Source organism: Candidatus Methanoperedens nitratireducens (genome assembly GCF_900196725.1).
In the GTDB taxonomy this organism is placed as follows: domain Archaea; phylum Halobacteriota; class Methanosarcinia; order Methanosarcinales; family Methanoperedenaceae; genus Methanoperedens; species Methanoperedens nitroreducens_A.
Genome location: NZ_FZMP01000206.1, coordinates 1 through 15,593 on the forward strand (window position 1 = coordinate 1; position 15,593 = coordinate 15,593).

Consider the following 15,593-nt stretch of genomic DNA (forward strand, 5'->3'; position numbering starts at 1 on the left):
AATAGTGTGGGACATAATTTATATAGTGTCTAATTTAACGGGAATTTAGGAAATTCTCAAGCGTTTCAGGATAAGTGTTTGCTGAACGTGATTGTTCCAATGGATTTGAGTGTCTTTTTCAGTTCGTCTATATTCATAACAACTATTCAGAAAAATTTATTAAAAAAGATTCATGTTAAACGAAGAACATATCACATAAATCTTATTCCCTTCGGCATCTCCCCCAACCTCTCCCTGAATGCATCCGGCCAGTCCTTCTGCTCAAATCCTTTCTGTGCAAAGAACGTACTCGCCCACCTTTCAAGCCCGACGCCCGAGCAGCCGCTCCATACATCCTTACCCGACTGCGACTTAACATTAAAGCCCTTGGGATACTTATCGCCGTTCACGCTCAGATTCTGGAACTCAAGCCACTCGCCATCTTTTCCACGGTAGGGTAGCGGCGCCTCAAAATCAATCGTGCCAACGTCCTTTTTCTCAGCAATCCCTGTAAGCCCTTCCTGCGCCATGAACCAGGGGGTTACCCATGCCATCCTCCATTCAAGGTCGAGGATGTCGTTGAATATGTGCTTATAGCATTCCTGCATGTCCTTTGAATGAGCCAGCACCTGCTCAGGTGTGCCGATGAAGACAAGCTCTATCCTGTGGAACTCATCCACCCTCTCCATGCCGTGAATGCCGCCGCTTTCGTACCTGTGCGATGTTCCCGATCGGTCGAAAACCTTGATCGGGAATGAATCTTCCGCGATAGTCCTCCCCTGAAGGAAAGGCCAGAACGAGGGGCACTGGGCATAACACAAGGCGCCTATCGGTTTATCGATCTTCTCCGAGATCAGGTCAAGGGGCACTTCGAGCGTGACTTTGTAATTATCTATTACTTCTTCCCAGAAAGCGGGGTCTCTTGTCTTTGGGGGAGATACATAATATACTTCGGGATATACGCCCTTTGCGTGTCCTGAATGTTTCAACACGTCCCATACATCGAGCTTGGGGAACACCATCTCAACATATCCGAGGGGCTTGATCACCTCTTCAAGCACTATCTTCTCAAATGTCCTGAAGACCTGCGTCATCTGTGGACCGTGAATCCACTGGCCCCTGCCCGCGGCTCGCTTTATCCAGCCGCGCTTCTCCGCTTCTACCGTGGGGTCGCTGTTGAATTTCATTTCCTTTTTTGGGCTTTCCCATAGCAGGCTCCAGTGCTCAGCCTTTCCGCCAAAGCCCTGTGCAGCTATTTTGTCCTCGATGAGCGAGATTATCCTGTCCGGGACTTTGTTCTCAAGCTGCGCTTCCCCGACATCAAGAGAGAGCGTTATCATCCCGTCTGCGAACTCTATTTTCTTTACATATGGTATTTTAGTCTGGCGCAGCGCCTGCTCTGAAGGCAGCTTCACGATGAACTCTTCTACTTCCGCGCCCCGTATCCCGATCTTGTACTTCTTGCCAAGCGCGCCTGCAAGCGGTTTCCGCAGGCGGATGAAGGCATCGTGTGCGCGCAGGTAGCGGTCTGATTCGATATCGAAGGAGATGGCATTGTCCTTCACGTCCCAGGCGATGATCTTCGCCCCTCTTCCTGCCGGGACGCCTTTTTGCAGGATGGTGGCTTTTGCTTCTTCGATGAACTTTTCTATATCGGCGCGCGCCGCTGATACGGGGGCGCTGGTTTTGTATTCGCCTTTGAGGTGAAAGTAAGGTTCCATTGTTTCAGTCCTATGGATTTTTGTTAAGGGGATATGGTTTTAATTTGATGCTTCTACATCTATCTTCTGTGTTTATTTGAGGTACATTAATGTTCCATTTCTTATTTATACTTTCTAACATCTTCTTTGCAATGGCGCTTTTTGTTATGCGTCAATTTTGTTATGCAACAGAATAGTTGCATTTTATGGGATCTTAAAGGTTAAAGGAACATCACTTGAGATTAAAGGGAAAGGTTTAGATATGTCCGGAAATAGGGGGAGTAATAATCAGAGGAGACAAATATGAAATCATCCAGAAAGAAAAACATTGCCGAAAAATGGCAAAATGAGGGACTTGCTTTTGATTCCTTAAAAAAATACGATGAGGCAATAAAATGTTATAACAGAGTAATTAAGATTGAACCGAAACCTGCAGAAGCATTGTTCTACAAGGGACGCGCTCTTCATAATTTGGGAAAATACGAAGAAGCAATCGAATGTTATGATAAGGTAATCGGGATTGATCCGACACATATCGATTCATGGCTCTGGAAGGGATATGCTCTTCGTGGTTTAGAGAAGCATGAAGAAGCTATAGGATGCTTTGATAAAGTAATTGAAACCGCTCCACAGAGCGATTATTTACTATACCTGTGGCATAGCAAAGGTCTTATTTTTCATATTTTGGGGAGATACGATGAGGCAGCAGTATGCTTTAATAAGGTACTCGAAATCGACCCGTCGCGCACTGAAGCATGGCTCTGGAAAGGCCAAACTCTTCACAGCTTAAAAAGATATGAAGAGGCAATAGAATGCTACCATAGGGCTATCGAAATTGATCCTGAGCACATCGATGCATGGAGTAATGATGGGCTTGCCCTTAATACTTTAGAGAGATATGAAGAAGCAATAAAATGTTACGATAAGGTAATTGATATTGATCCGGAGGATGCTAACGCATGGTATGGCAAAGGGCTCGCTTTCCATGGCTCAGAGCAATATGAAGAGGCAATAAGATGTTACGATACGGCAGTTGGGATTAATCCGGAAAATCCTGACGCCTGGTACTGCAGGGGTCTTGCTTCTCATGGGCTGGAGGAATACGAAGAGGCAATAAAGTGTTACGATATGGTAATCGGGATCGACCCGGCACATGTTAGCGCATGGTACGGCAAGGGGCTTGCTCTTCATAACCTGGAGAAGTACAAAAAGAGAAGATAAGATAAAATCCAGGTGCGAGAGATGGGATTTGAACCCACGAATGCCTGCGCAATTGGATCTTAAGTCCAACTCCTTTGGCCGCTTGGATACTCTCGCATGGGGTCACATTAAATATCCTTTAGAGTTAAATTTATGACGCTTTTTACCATTTTTTAACTTACAACTCTCAGGGATTAATGCCTTAATAGGAGTAAGGGATATAAAAAAGTAGGGTAAAGTGTTCAAATTCGAATAGTACAAGTGGGCAGGTTGGGGAGTGGGGGTTAGTGTATTAAAAAAGTTATTTGCCTGCCCACAAATAATCAGTACAATCTCATTCTATATAAAACTGGCGGGGAGAGAAATAGATTCTCCCCAATAAGGTTCCAGTCCCCCCTTTTTTAGAAAAGCATGTCTATTCTTAGACTTGTTTATGTTACATTGAACATACTTAAAAGTTTCCAGTGGAAATTAAGGGAACTACTATTTATACAATGCAATTATAATATCCCGGTGGTGAGCAGATCTGAACCAACTTTTAATTCACTCACTGTTAATCCCCTCCGAGAACTTCCTGCTCACCTATCGCAACAACAATAACAGCGATTATTATCTATATGACTAAATATATATAACTCTATGATTGTATGTATATTTAATATATGTCTATTGGAAATGGGAGTGACTCGCCTCTTCTCCTAAATATACGTTCAATCCCAGGAAGGATCGCTGTAGAAATAGAGCCTTACAGACTGATACGGTGATGCTCAAGAAGATCAAATAACATCCGTGCCACAAACTCCCAGCAAAAACTATTACCCTCCGTATAGCATATATAGCTTGAGGTTGACGGAGCATGAAATGAAACAACTACTACTTCATATTGTGCGCCGCTAACCTCAACTTTTTCATAATAATTACAGTAATCGTAATTATTATTCACATGGATAAATATATAAACTCTATAGTTGTGTGCTTGTACCGGATAGGCGGGAACGTGGGGATGAGTGGTGGGATCTATGGAAAAAGAGACCTTAATAAAAGACATATCAGTTGAATGGAATGGCGGAAAAGTTAGAGGTTTTAGATCAAAACAAGAAGCGGAACGATTTATAAATCGCATCTGCAAAAAAACCGCTCCAAATATCAAATATTCTATATATAAATTTATGACATCTTCATCCTCAAAAAAGTATCGCGATTCGAGATAGAGCAGTTTATATTAAGTTCGATGCAGCTTGAGGTTAAGTAAAATCAATCCGATAGGCTTATTATAGAAACTGGATTTTTGTTAACCCAGCCTTCCATAAAAAGGGTTAATCATAAGAGGATAGAACGGTTTAATATCAGTGTACAGCGGTGAATCAAGTAAGATATGGGAATAGACACCAAAAAGAGGAACCATCGACTTCTTGATTTCGTTTTTTAAAAAATACACAGTCGCCGCAATAAAGCCGGCAACGATCGAGCCTCCCGGGAAGCTGTGGAAAAATCCATGGAGAGGATAGTTCAGGTTAAAAAGTAAAACACTGAACGGTTCGATATCAATTATTACACTGGCTATCAGAAGTGCCGGGAAGTCAAATATTCTGAACAGGCTCAATCCTATCAGGGAACCCGGACCCAGGTGATACGGCGTAAATGGCATAGTTATCAGTACCGTTCCAATATATTGTACAGTGTGTCCCTCTTCGCCACAGGACGCCCCAGCTTCCTGGCGACATGTACGAACTCGTCAATGCTTTTACTGTGGAAAGGCACTCCTGCTGCCCTCACGACGTTCTCCTCTATCATCGTCCCGCCAAGGTCGTTCGCGCCGTAATCCAGAGCCGTCTGAGCCACAGAAAGACCCTGTGTGACCCATGAAGCCTGGATATTCCTGATATATCCGTTGAGAAGGATACGAGATACTGCTACCATCTTCAGATAATCTATGCCCGTAGAACTTCCGCTTAATTGCGTATTCTCGGACTGGAAGCTCCATGGAATGAACGCTGTAAACCCGCCGTACTTTTTCTGCATATCGCGAATGCGGATAATGTGTTTTATCCTTTCTTCAAGTGTTTCTGCATGCCCGAAGACCATCGTTGCCGTGGTCGGGATGCCCAGGGAATGCGCCGCCAGCATTACTTCCTGCCACTGCCTCCACCCGATCTTGTCGGGCGAGACGGAGCCGCGTACCCTGTCATCAAGTATCTCGGCGCCCCCGCCGGGTATGGAATCAAGCCCGGCATCACGAAGCCGCGAGATGGTTTCCTTTATGCCGGTGCCGTATAACTTTGATATATGTACTATCTCCGGCGGGGAAAAAGCGTGCATCTGCACTTTGAATTTGTTCTTTATCTGCCTCAGCATATCCTCATAGTATTCGATCGACATATCAGGATTCAGCCCGCCCTGCAGCAGTATCTGGGTTGCGCCCAGCTTAACAGCCTCATCGATTTTTGCGATAATCTCTTCAATCGTCAGCACATACGCATCCTTTGCGCCGGGTTCCCTGTAGAATGCGCAGAATTTGCATTTCGAGGAGCAGATGTTTGTATAATTAATGTTCCTGTCCACGACAAAGGTCACGAGTTCGCCTGCGGTTTTTTTTCGCAGGACGTCAGCCGCAGCGCCCAGTAAGTTAAGATTGTCGCACTCAAGCAGCCTTGTGCCTTCTTCCATACCCGGTGGTTCGTTATCCAGAGACCGGGAAAGGATTTCGGATACCTCGCCATCATCTGAAAATTCCTTTATAATATCAAAATTCATCATCCTGCGAATAACTCCTCTTGAATTTCAGCGCCAGTTCAGCCTTCATAAGTTCTCTTCCAAGATAAGCCGCGTGGTCAAGCCGTGAGACCAATCCCAGCCTGACTATAGTATCAAGAACCTCTTTTGCAGTAGTTCCTGCAATCGAATTCTTTTTAGTCCTTGCTACTATTTTTCCAGGATAAAGTTTCCCATCCCGGATTTCATCGGCTGTAATATCTATCTTAAAACAACCTGCCGGGTCAAGATGCCATCCATCGCTCTCCCTTGCCAGGATTGGCGATTCCGGCATCGAACCGATCTCACGCCTTCTTTTCTCCTTTGCAAACAGCAGGTCAATTCCCAGGTCTTTGGGAGCGCTGCCCCTTTCTTTTGAAAGAGCCATCATAACGGATGCGGTCTTTAGCTCAAATACGCTGCCGCGGGCTTTATCGCTGTATTCTGGCGTGAATAAAACATTCGCATCCAGTTCCATAGCCATCCCGGCGAGCATGGCGTTGATGCCTGTCGAATCCGCATCAACGAGTTCCGTGACATTGCCGGCGCCAAAAAAGAGCGGTGTCTTGGGGTCGCGTTTGCGGAATTCATAGTACCTGTCGATCGATTCCACGAATCCGTGACCCGGCGGCTCAAGCACGGGATCGGCGATAATATTGTTGATCCCCATTTTCCTTGCAGATTCGATGTTGTTGAACAGGCTCTCAATCTCTTCAACGCAGTCGGGAATTATGACCACAGTAGCGAGATTTCTGACGATGTTATCTCTTACTTCATTTATATTCCCGGAATTCAGGCTCAGGACGGCATCTACTCCGGCATCAAGGGCAGCATTGATAAGCACGGGGTCGAGGGTATCGATGCTGAGAGGTAAATCGGTTACGGATTTCGCAATTTTTACAGCAGCTCCGGCTTCATGCGGTTCCGTATCCATGGACATGCCCAGGTCTATGATATCCGCCCCGAGCTTTGCAAAATAAATTATTTTATTTGTTAGCTCCTGCCCTGTTAAGTGCGCAGCATCCACTATCTCTGCCATCACCTTCATCCGTGAGTTCCCGCCGAGCTTGACCCCCTTTAAGAATAAAGCCGGAGAAGCCCTATCTTCGAGTTCTGCCACCCTTTCAAGAGCATTCGAACGTCTTTTATCAAGAAGCAGTTCGCAGGCAGGTACTTTTCTTGAAAAGGCGATATCGCCGGTGTATGACAGTACAAAACCGAGGTCTACCGCATGTTTCGGACCGAGCCGTATCGGCGTGCCTGTCTCTTTCTCAAGACCTGAAAAGTCTCCGGATGCAAGACCCGGGATTAATATAAGGTCATACTTTTTTTCAGGCAGGGAGCGGCGGAGGAGAGCAGGGGTAATAAATGAAGCGACCTCTATATCCAGGACAAGAACTTCAGCATCATTCTGCACCGATCTTTTTACTGTGTTCTCTGCCAGTTTTCCGGTCACCACAAGAGTAGTCATTATATCGGCAACCCGAACAGTCCTTTTATTCCCCTTACAATAAAATCAACTGCTATGGCCCCAAGGAAGAGACCCATTAATCTTGTCATCACAAGCATGCCGGTCACGCCAACGACCCTGTTGAAGTAATCGGAGAACCTGAAGATCAAAAACGTAATAACAAATGTAAGCAGGATAGCCGCTATCACTAACAGTACCAATTGCCAGTTACCTTTACCCGATGGATTTGTGTACAGGAGAATGGTTGTAATCGCGCCCGGTCCTGTCAGCATGGGCATTGCCATCGGGAATACTGCGATGTTCTCCCTGTGGGTTGCGGCGGATAATTCCTCGGATGTAATGCTCTCCCTGCTGGTTCTTGCGAACAGCATATCAATGGCTACTAGGAAAAGCAGGACACCTCCGGCTACTGCCAGAGAATCTGCTGTGATGCTAAAAAATTCCAGGATATATCTTCCTGATATTGCAAAGATTATCGCTATCATGCAGGCTATCACCGAACAACGCTTCGCTACGTACAACCTGTCTGTCCGGTCCATATGTGAGGTAATAGAGATAAAAGCCATTACACCGCTGATGGGGTTGACGATGGAGAATATAGCCGCGAAAGCGGAAATGAAGAACGTACTGTTCGAGGTTATGTCCAGCGCCATTGTACTAATATTATTCATTAGACGATATAATGTTTTGGTTAGCAGGTAAAATAGCCAACTATTCAGAAATCGATATCGATTTTACCCGTATCGCAAGCCTTTTTAATACAGCCTCCGTCTAACTAATAATCATGGAACTGGCTTTCAGCAGAGGTACTATTATCATCCGCGGTGATATCAGGATTCCTAACTCCACATGGGATGAACGTTCCAGAACATTCAGATCTGTGGCTTTAAACTACAGGGATATCATAGATTATCTTAAAGTATCAGGTATGGATTTTAAAGACAATGTCCTTGACCTTATACCATGTCCTGACCTCCGTACCGGCGTAGTACTGAGAGATTACCAGCAGCAGGCCCTGGAGGCGTGGGAAGCGGGAGGAAGGCGGGGAGTAATCGTTCTTCCCACTGGAAGCGGAAAGACGTTCATAGGGATAAAAGCCATATCCCTGCTTAATACCCCGGCAATAGTGGTAGCTCCTACCATCGATCTGATGAACCAGTGGCGCGCCAGGCTGAAAGAAGAGCTTAAAGTTGATGCTGGGGTACTGGGAGGAGGAGAGCAGGAGATAAAAGCAATAACCGTATCCACGTACGATTCTGCATACATACACGCCGAGCGGCTGGGTAACAGGTTCGGGTTCATGATATTTGACGAGGTACACCACCTGCCTGCCGAGGGTTACAGGCACATTGCAGAGATGTTCGCCTCACCTTTCCGTATGGGTCTGACAGCTACCTACGAGCGTGAGGATGGCCTGCATACGGAGCTTAACCGGCTTATAGGGGGCAAGATCTTTGAGAAAAAGGTAAGCGAGCTTGCCGGAGAACACCTCTCGCCGTACCGGATCGAAAAAATAACAGTTGACCTGATCAGGGAAGAGCAGGAGGAATATAACCTGAAGCAGGGGATTTTTTCGGATTACCTGAGAAAAAATAACCTTTCGCTCAGGAACCCGGCTGATTTCCAGAGACTCGTTATACGGAGTGGAAGAGACCCAGGTGCAAGAGAGGCATTACTTGCAAGGAACACGGCGAGGGATATTGCCTTTAACAGCGCATCAAAAGTAGGGAAGCTTGCCGGGATCCTGAAAAACCACAAAGAAGGCAAAGTCTTCATTTTCACGGAGCATAACAAGTTAGTCCACAGGATATCAAAAGAGTTCCTGATACCCGCTATCACCTACAGGACAGCGGGCAAAGAAAGGAGCGAGATACTTGAGAGATTCAAATCGGGCATCTATAAAGCGGTCGTCACCTCGAAGGTGCTGGATGAAGGTATAGATGTTCCGGACGCCGATGTAGGCATAATCATAAGCGGGACAGGCAGCGAGAGAGCCTTTGTACAGAGGCTTGGAAGGATACTCCGGAAAAAGAAAGGGAAAGAAGCGATACTGTATGAGCTTGTGTCGGCTGATACAAGCGAGATCAACACTGCAAAAAGGAGGGCAAGAGCCCTGAGATAACAATGCTTACATCCGACCTTCTCGTTACAAGAACCTACAAGGGAAAAATAGAACCTGTTTACGCTTCTCTTGATACGGAGAGCGTTGAGATTGCCAGTTCGGTCATAGACCTCTTCCGGAACCACGTCGGAAAAACCTACGGAGACCTGCTTTCTGAGATAGAAGAACTTGAGGAAATGAATTACCGCTTTATAAGAGGTCTGACTGCGCTCCTTGAAAGAAGATGTGAAATAGATGTAGATGCTGCTATTGACCCTGTCGCTGCCAGAAGAACGGTGTTTGAGGAATGTAAAGGGATAGTCACATGCCAGGAAGAACGCCAGGACATCATAGTCAGGGCTGCGGGTAAGCTTCCTATTGCGCCCGAACAACTGGAAAAAGCCCTATGGTCTGACCAGGAAGAGAATCTTGTGATCAGGGAATTCCAGGCTCTTTCTCCGGAGGACCTGCTCAGGCAGTATAATCTCTCACTTGCCCAGACGCTCCTGTTCAAAGCTACAGGAATGGAACTTAGGATAGAAGGCAACTACCAGTATGTATTCAGGAAGCTCAAGCAGCTTGGGCTTATGTACTCTATCGAGCAGGGTAAAATATACCTTGACGGGCCTATCTCTTTGTTCAGGCTAACTGAAAGATACGGGACGTCTTTTGCGAAACTGCTGCCTGCTATTATCAGGTCGGAAAAATGGAGCTTAAAAGCCAGCATATTGAGAAAAACATTTCAGGGTAAAAGGATTCTTGAATTCACCCTGGATAATACGAGGCGAGTTTTCGATTCCGATATTTTTGAAGAAACGTTTGATAGTGCTGTTGAAAGAGAATTTTCCATGCTTGACTTCAATGGCTGGTCTGTAAAGCGCGAGCCGGCAGTGCTGGAAGCGGGGCAGTATGCCTTTATTCCCGACTTCTCGCTTGAAAGGAACGGAAGCAGGGTATATGTGGAAATAATCGGCTTCTGGACACCTGAGTATCTAAAGAATAAGATACAGAAGATAAACCAGGTAAAAGAGAACATTATCCTCCTGGTGGATAAGAACCTTGCATGTTCGGGTTCGGATTTCAAAACTGCTGACGTTCTTTTCTATGATAAAAAAATCCCGTATATCGGGATAATAAAGATTCTCAGGAAATACGAGGAGAAACAGTTATCAGAAGAGCTTACAAAACTTGGTGATGTGAAGATAGCCATAGATGGCGATGTAATCGACCTGGATGAGATGGCTAAAAAATATAATCTGAGCATTGAGACTTTGAAAAAAGTGGTCGATCGGTATAAAGGAGAATATTCACTCATCGGGGACCAGCTTGTCAGCAGGCAAACCCTGGGAATTATCCGGAACGAATTAACCGGTATAAGAAGGCATAACGAAGCTATCAAAATCTTTGACAAATACGGAGTAAAAGGGCATTGCTCAATACTTGAATTCCTTGGTTACAGGGTGAAGTGGAGCGGGCTTGATCCCGGGAACGCGGAAATAATGGCATAAATCATATGCAACAACTATGTGTTTTAACATATGTCTATGTTTAGTAATGTCTTTTTAACAATGCAATCAATCAATTTATTACAAAAATAATTTGTGAATTACTGAAAGAACCATTCAGGAACCAAGAGAAGCTAACAGTCTGGCATAGGATACCGGACGGTGAAGCAGGGGAGAGACACCCGGACATATCATCGAACCGGTCCGGGATGTACCAGATTTGTTCCGAAGGGCAGCAGTAAGCACATGAAGCGCTATGAGGAGCACTATGTGAAGTAGCTTTAAGCAAGCCTTGTCTGGTTGAAAAACATTGAAATTGATGCAAAAATCGATAAATGGAGGAAAACAAATGAATAAAAATACAACGAATGGTTTAAGAAGAGGCAAACACGCGAAAATAGCTGAAAAGAAGCTGGATAAAGGGGGGTAATTATAATGAATAGAAAAATAAGTTTAGTGCTACTGTTATTAACAGCAGCAGCCCTGGTGGGGGTACCGGGGGCTTCGGCATTACCTGCTTTCACCGCTAATCTCACGGGTAGTGAAGAAGTACCACCTGTAGTTACACTTGCCCGGGGCAATGCGACGTTTAACCTGAGCGATAACGGCACAGTACTGCAGTTCAGGGTCACGGTAGCCAATATAACAAATGCCACCGCTTCACATATCCATCTGGCACCGGCAGGAGCGAACGGCCCGATTGTAGTGAACCTGTTTACCGGACCGACAAAAACTGGAACATTCGATGGTGTGCTTGCAGAGGGTAACATAACACAGGCAAATCTGACCGGTCCGCTTGTTGGACAGTCTTTCAGTGCTCTGATAGATAATATGACGGCTGGTAATACATATGTCAATGTACACACAACCCAGAACCCTGGAGGTGAAATCCGGGGACAGATACTGGTAGCGCCGACTCCGGAAGCAGCATTCAACATCTCAGGTTTCAAGATAAACGATACAAATGGCAATGGTGTATGGGATGCCGGAGAAATGGGGATAGAGAACTGGAATATCAACCTGTTTAATAATTCAGGTATGCAGGCAGCCAGTACATCGACCGATGCTTCAGGCTTCTACCAGTTCACGAATCTTATCCCGGACAGCTATAATGTCACTGAGGAAATGAGAGCTGGATTTACTCCTACCAATGCCACAACCAGGGCAATAATCATCCAAAACACGGACGTTACGAACGTGAACTTCACGAATACGCCGTCGGTACCGCAGGCAAATGGCAGTATCTCGGGCTTCAAGTTCAACGATATCAACGGCAACGGGTCATGGGATCCAGTAGAACCGGGGCTTGCGAACTGGACGATAGTATTGACAATGCCGGATGGCAGCAACATAACCAATACGACAAACACGGAGGGGTTCTATAGGTTCAGCAACCTCTCGGCGGGTAACTATACGATAGGAGAAGTTCTCCAGCCGGGCTGGGTACGGACGTTTCCTCAGGTACCGGTTCGCAACATAACTCTCCTGGCAGGGGGGAACGTGACCGATATCGACTTCGGAAACATGCAGGTACCGCAGGGAACATTCAACATCTCAGGCTTCAAGATAAATGACACAAATGGCAATGGTGTATGGGATGCCGGAGAAATGGGGATAGAGAACTGGAATATTAACCTCTTGAATGCCACAACCGTCACACAGATAGCCAGTACATCAACTAATGATTCAGGCTTCTACCAGTTCACGAACCTTACCCCGGGTGTCTATAATGTAACTGAGGAAGTAAGAGCAGGATTTACTCCTACCAATGCCACATTCAGAGTGATAACCGTCGAAAACATGGATGTAACGAATGTGAACTTCTTAAATCAGGTCACAGTGACACCTACTCCGACACCTACTCCGACACCTACTCCGACACTAACACCAACACCTACTCCGACGCCGACACCTTCTCCAACACCAACTCCGACGCCGACACCTTCTCCAACACCAACTCCGACACCAACACCGACTCTGACACCAACTCCTACTCCGACACCACCACCACCTACAGCTGCCAGCATCTCAGGCTTCAAGATAGAAGACCTCAATGGTAATGGAATATTGGATGAAGGAGAGAAAGGTCTGAAGGGCTGGGAGATCAAACTGACCGGTATCGGACCGGAAACTGCGGGTATCCATGAGGAAACTGCCACGGATGACCAGGGCTTCTACAGTTTCGAAAATCTCCCGCCTGGCAGGTACATTGTAGTGGAAAAAGTCATGGGAGGTTTTGTACCCACCGTTTCTCCGGTTATAATCGTAACCGTGGAAAACGGTATGAATTCCATGAACAACAACTTCATGAATAGACGACCGGTATCCAGTCCAACAACATGATTCAGTCGTGAATGTTCGGCTAAACATAGATCACCATAGAAACATGGATTAGAGGTCCGCATATATGTAGATGAAACAGTGAGATAAGGCTTGATTCGCACCGCGCAGTCGATAGTCATGATTGCGTGGTGCGAAACACAAGCCTGAAGATTTTTTTAAAACTTATGTCCCATCTATTCTACCCGAGAATTGCCGCATCTTTCCTGGCACTTTTCTTTTTGGTGCTCATAGCGCTCTTTTTCCTCGTGAGCCTGGGCCTGATAGGCATCGCCTTCAGGAAGCTGGGTTTTCCTCCTGAGTATTCCATACTTTTACTGTTTTTATCTCTTCTCGGCAGCCACATAAACATCCCTGTCAGGAGAATAGAATCACAGGTCCCGGTAATCTCAGGAGCAGTTATTGATTTTTACGGGTTAAGGTATGTTATCCCGCCTATTGAGGTAAAGCGGCGCACGATCATAGCAATAAACATAGGAGGAGCAGTTATTCCTGTAATAATCTCCGGGTTCCTTATGTTCCGGGCTAATCTGGCTGATGTTGTATTCGGGGTTACGGTAATGTCGATACTTATCCATATGATAGCGCGCCCGATCAAGGGGCTTGGCATTGCGGTTCCTGCGCTTCTTCCGCCGCTTATGTCAGCCGCTCTTGCTCTTTTGCTTTCACCCCAGGATCCTCCCATCATCGCATACATTTCAGGGACTCTCGGAAGCCTCATCGGCGCGGATCTCCTCAACCTGGAAAAAATCCCTGAGCTTGGCACTCCGGTCGCTTCGATAGGAGGTGCCGGAACATTTGACGGGATTTTCCTGACCGGGATAATATCAGTGCTGCTCGCTTAAGCACTTTAAGAGTAGAATTCAGTAGATACCGTCAAAAACAGCTATAACTTCTCAAGCCTCATCCTGAACTCTTTCCTGTGCCTTTTCTCTTCATCAAGGATATGCTTCAGGACTCCGACAACTTCAGGGTCATCGATGGTATTGATCTGACTTTTATACATCTCTATAGCCTCTGTCTCGTGCTCTATCTGCATCTTGAGCTGGCTCCTCAGTTCATCGCCCCCGAAATCAAGCTCTTTATGTTCCATGCCGGGCTTCCCGCCCCTTTTCACGATAAGGTCTGCAAGCCAGTTCATATGCCTCATTTCATCGACTGCGATAGCTTCCGTGACCCTGCCGGGATCGCACTGCGGCATGATAAAGGCGTTCCTCACGTATATCATGGTGGCTTCGATCTCGTGGACAAAGGCTTTGTTCAGTAAACGGGTTATTTCTTCTGTGTCCATATATCAGCCCTCTATCTGTTGCGAATCAATTAAGAATCAGCAAACGACTATTTATCTTTAACTGGCATATGGTCATTCCATGTTAGAATCTCTTGAAAGCTTGTTGTTGGACTATGGCTATACGGGTTTATTCCTGGCAAGCTTTTTAGCATCTACGATACTTCCATTTGGCAGCGAGGGGATAGTCGTAATTCTTATTTATATGGGATTCAACATCCCTGCGGTCGTGCTTGTAGCCTCAACCGGTAATTTTCTGGGCGCATGCACAAGCTATTACATAGGTTTGAAGGGGCGGGGCTACATAGAGAAATATCTAAGGATAAGACCGGATGAAATTAAAAAAGCAGAGACTTACTTTTCAAAGTACGGTTCTTATGTGCTTCTGTTCACTTGGGTCCCTATCATAGGGGATGCTTTCACGGTAGCTGGCGGGCTCCTGCGCTTGCGGTTCCTTGTATTCTCAATCTTTGTATTCACGGGCAAGTTCCTGCGCTACCTGGCTGTAGCGTACTTTGCAGGGATTTTTTAGTATGAGCTCTGGAAATAACTAAATAAAATGTCGATTTAAACCGATTAACCAAAACTTATAACATATGGCGTTTATAAGAAGGTACTATGGTAGAAGAGAAAAAACCCCTCGATAGCAGGTCCGAGGTAATGCGCACAATCCTTAATATCTCCAAAAGCCTGGCAAAAGAGAAGCAGGGTGCTCTCTTTGTAATAGCCGACCGGGCAAAGATCACAGGCAACTACCGCCCTCACTATCCCCAGATTGAGTTCACAGGCAATCTTCTGAGCAAGGGAATGGATGCTGTTATTGAAAAGCTTGCTACCCTTGATGGGGCGGTCATCTTTACACCGGAGGGAAGCCTGATAGCATATGGCTCAAGGATCTTAAAATCAGAGACCCTTCTTGGCTTCGGTACAAAGCATGCAGCAGCTAAGGGAATAACATCATTTGACAGTTCCGCGACCGCGGTCCTGGTCTCGGAAGAGAGCGGCTGGATAAAGGTCTTCCAGAAAGGGGAAATCGTGCTTGAGACCGATGCTGTAGATATCGAGTCCTCCACGCTGGAGAAGGTCTCAAGCTTCCTTACCAACCATGACATGGCATTGCTTGCAGGAGCGGGCATATCCGTGGCAGCAGGCATAGTTACAGCCCCTACATTACTGATAGTTGGCGGAGCGTACCTGGTTGTGAAAACAGCAGGCTCTGTGATATCCTCGGCATTAAAGAAGGAGAAGAGCAAATGAT

Annotated in this window: 14 protein-coding genes and 1 tRNA gene; 8 read left to right on the forward strand and 7 right to left on the reverse strand. The window is 46.0% G+C overall.

From position 1 onward, the window contains the following. Positions 1–191: 191 nt before the first annotated feature. Entirely contained in the window at positions 192–1,700 is a 1,509-nt protein-coding gene (locus MNV_RS14620) for a serine--tRNA ligase (protein ID WP_096206688.1), read from the reverse strand. Positions 1,701–1,982: 282 nt separating this feature from the next. Between MNV_RS14620 and MNV_RS14625 the strand changes: the two genes are divergently transcribed. Then, positions 1,983–2,900 carry a tetratricopeptide repeat protein gene (locus MNV_RS14625; RefSeq protein ID WP_096206689.1) on the forward strand — a complete coding sequence of 306 codons (918 nt, stop codon included), beginning with the start codon at positions 1,983–1,985 and terminating at the stop codon, positions 2,898–2,900. Positions 2,901–2,913: 13 nt separating this feature from the next. Here the strand turns inward: MNV_RS14625 and MNV_RS14630 are convergent. Next, a tRNA-Leu gene (locus MNV_RS14630) sits at positions 2,914–2,996 on the reverse strand. Between the two features lie 902 nt (positions 2,997–3,898). Here MNV_RS14630 and MNV_RS14635 point away from each other — a divergent pair. Further along, entirely contained in the window at positions 3,899–4,090 is a 192-nt protein-coding gene (locus MNV_RS14635) for a hypothetical protein (protein ID WP_096206690.1), read from the forward strand. An 80-nt stretch (positions 4,091–4,170) separates the two neighbouring features. Here the strand turns inward: MNV_RS14635 and MNV_RS14640 are convergent, their stop codons facing one another. Genes MNV_RS14640 through MNV_RS14655 form a run of 4 tightly spaced genes read right to left on the reverse strand, consistent with a single transcriptional unit; the run spans position 4,171 to position 7,754 of the window. Next, positions 4,171–4,527 (reverse strand): metal-dependent hydrolase, encoded by a 357-nt coding sequence (locus MNV_RS14640; protein WP_096206691.1) that lies wholly within the window; start codon positions 4,525–4,527, stop codon positions 4,171–4,173. 5 nt (positions 4,528–4,532) lie between these two features. Continuing rightward, positions 4,533–5,636 (reverse strand): cyclic dehypoxanthinyl futalosine synthase, encoded by a 1,104-nt coding sequence (gene mqnC / locus MNV_RS14645; RefSeq protein WP_218838043.1) that lies wholly within the window; start codon positions 5,634–5,636, stop codon positions 4,533–4,535. Next, on the reverse strand, positions 5,623–7,101 hold the full coding sequence (locus MNV_RS14650; protein WP_096206692.1) for a dihydropteroate synthase-like protein: 1,479 nt from the start codon (positions 7,099–7,101) through the stop codon (positions 5,623–5,625). Before MNV_RS14650 ends, mqnC begins: the two co-directional genes overlap by 14 nt. After that, on the reverse strand, positions 7,101–7,754 hold the full coding sequence (locus tag MNV_RS14655) for a MarC family protein (protein WP_096206693.1): 654 nt from the start codon (positions 7,752–7,754) through the stop codon (positions 7,101–7,103). The genes MNV_RS14650 and MNV_RS14655 overlap by 1 nt, the downstream gene beginning before the upstream one ends. Positions 7,755–7,885: 131 nt before the next feature. Here MNV_RS14655 and MNV_RS14660 point away from each other — a divergent pair, with 131 nt between their 5' ends. The 4 genes from MNV_RS14660 (at position 7,886) to MNV_RS14675 (ending at position 13,892) form a co-directional block, all read left to right on the forward strand. Continuing rightward, a complete protein-coding gene (locus MNV_RS14660; protein ID WP_257000079.1) occupies positions 7,886–9,223 on the forward strand; it encodes a DEAD/DEAH box helicase family protein in 1,338 nt (445 codons plus the stop codon). Between the two features lie 2 nt (positions 9,224–9,225). Then, positions 9,226–10,710 (forward strand): DUF790 family protein, encoded by a 1,485-nt coding sequence (locus MNV_RS14665; RefSeq protein ID WP_096206695.1) that lies wholly within the window; start codon positions 9,226–9,228, stop codon positions 10,708–10,710. Positions 10,711–11,142: 432 nt separating this feature from the next. Further along, positions 11,143–13,050: an SdrD B-like domain-containing protein gene (locus tag MNV_RS14670; RefSeq protein WP_096206696.1), complete on the forward strand. Its 1,908-nt coding sequence runs from the start codon at positions 11,143–11,145 to the stop codon at positions 13,048–13,050. A gap of 164 nt (positions 13,051–13,214) precedes the next feature. After that, complete coding sequence (locus MNV_RS14675) at positions 13,215–13,892, forward strand: DUF1614 domain-containing protein (RefSeq protein WP_096206697.1); 678 nt, start codon at positions 13,215–13,217, stop codon at positions 13,890–13,892. Between the two features lie 41 nt (positions 13,893–13,933). Here the strand turns inward: MNV_RS14675 and MNV_RS14680 are convergent, their stop codons facing one another. Beyond that, on the reverse strand, positions 13,934–14,338 hold the full coding sequence (locus MNV_RS14680; protein WP_096206698.1) for a ferritin-like domain-containing protein: 405 nt from the start codon (positions 14,336–14,338) through the stop codon (positions 13,934–13,936). 79 nt (positions 14,339–14,417) lie between these two features. Between MNV_RS14680 and MNV_RS14685 the strand changes: the two genes are divergently transcribed. Together MNV_RS14685 and MNV_RS14690 are read left to right on the forward strand one after the other, a co-directional pair. After that, complete coding sequence (locus tag MNV_RS14685) at positions 14,418–14,867, forward strand: YqaA family protein (RefSeq protein WP_096206699.1); 450 nt, start codon at positions 14,418–14,420, stop codon at positions 14,865–14,867. An 86-nt stretch (positions 14,868–14,953) separates the two neighbouring features. After that, the gene (locus tag MNV_RS14690; RefSeq protein WP_096206700.1) at positions 14,954–15,592 is read left to right on the forward strand and encodes a DNA integrity scanning protein DisA nucleotide-binding domain protein; all 639 of its coding nucleotides are present in this window, start codon (positions 14,954–14,956) and stop codon (positions 15,590–15,592) included. Position 15,593 lies beyond the last annotated feature (1 nt).

Bases quoted from the DNA above. Each gene is read 5' to 3' on its own strand.
- MNV_RS14620 (WP_096206688.1), bottom strand. From the start codon at position 1,700: ATGGAACCTTACTTTCACCTCAAAGGCGAATACAAAACCAGCGCCCCC.
- MNV_RS14625 (WP_096206689.1), top strand. From the start codon at position 1,983: ATGAAATCATCCAGAAAGAAAAACATTGCCGAAAAATGGCAAAATGAG.
- MNV_RS14635 (WP_096206690.1), top strand. From the start codon at position 3,899: ATGGAAAAAGAGACCTTAATAAAAGACATATCAGTTGAATGGAATGGC.
- MNV_RS14640 (WP_096206691.1), bottom strand. From the start codon at position 4,527: ATGCCATTTACGCCGTATCACCTGGGTCCGGGTTCCCTGATAGGATTG.
- mqnC (WP_218838043.1), bottom strand. From the start codon at position 5,636: ATGATGAATTTTGATATTATAAAGGAATTTTCAGATGATGGCGAGGTA.
- MNV_RS14650 (WP_096206692.1), bottom strand. From the start codon at position 7,101: ATGACTACTCTTGTGGTGACCGGAAAACTGGCAGAGAACACAGTAAAA.
- MNV_RS14655 (WP_096206693.1), bottom strand. From the start codon at position 7,754: ATGGCGCTGGACATAACCTCGAACAGTACGTTCTTCATTTCCGCTTTC.
- MNV_RS14660 (WP_257000079.1), top strand. From the start codon at position 7,886: ATGGAACTGGCTTTCAGCAGAGGTACTATTATCATCCGCGGTGATATC.
- MNV_RS14665 (WP_096206695.1), top strand. From the start codon at position 9,226: ATGCTTACATCCGACCTTCTCGTTACAAGAACCTACAAGGGAAAAATA.
- MNV_RS14670 (WP_096206696.1), top strand. From the start codon at position 11,143: ATGAATAGAAAAATAAGTTTAGTGCTACTGTTATTAACAGCAGCAGCC.
- MNV_RS14675 (WP_096206697.1), top strand. From the start codon at position 13,215: ATGTCCCATCTATTCTACCCGAGAATTGCCGCATCTTTCCTGGCACTT.
- MNV_RS14680 (WP_096206698.1), bottom strand. From the start codon at position 14,338: ATGGACACAGAAGAAATAACCCGTTTACTGAACAAAGCCTTTGTCCAC.
- MNV_RS14685 (WP_096206699.1), top strand. From the start codon at position 14,418: ATGTTAGAATCTCTTGAAAGCTTGTTGTTGGACTATGGCTATACGGGT.
- MNV_RS14690 (WP_096206700.1), top strand. From the start codon at position 14,954: ATGGTAGAAGAGAAAAAACCCCTCGATAGCAGGTCCGAGGTAATGCGC.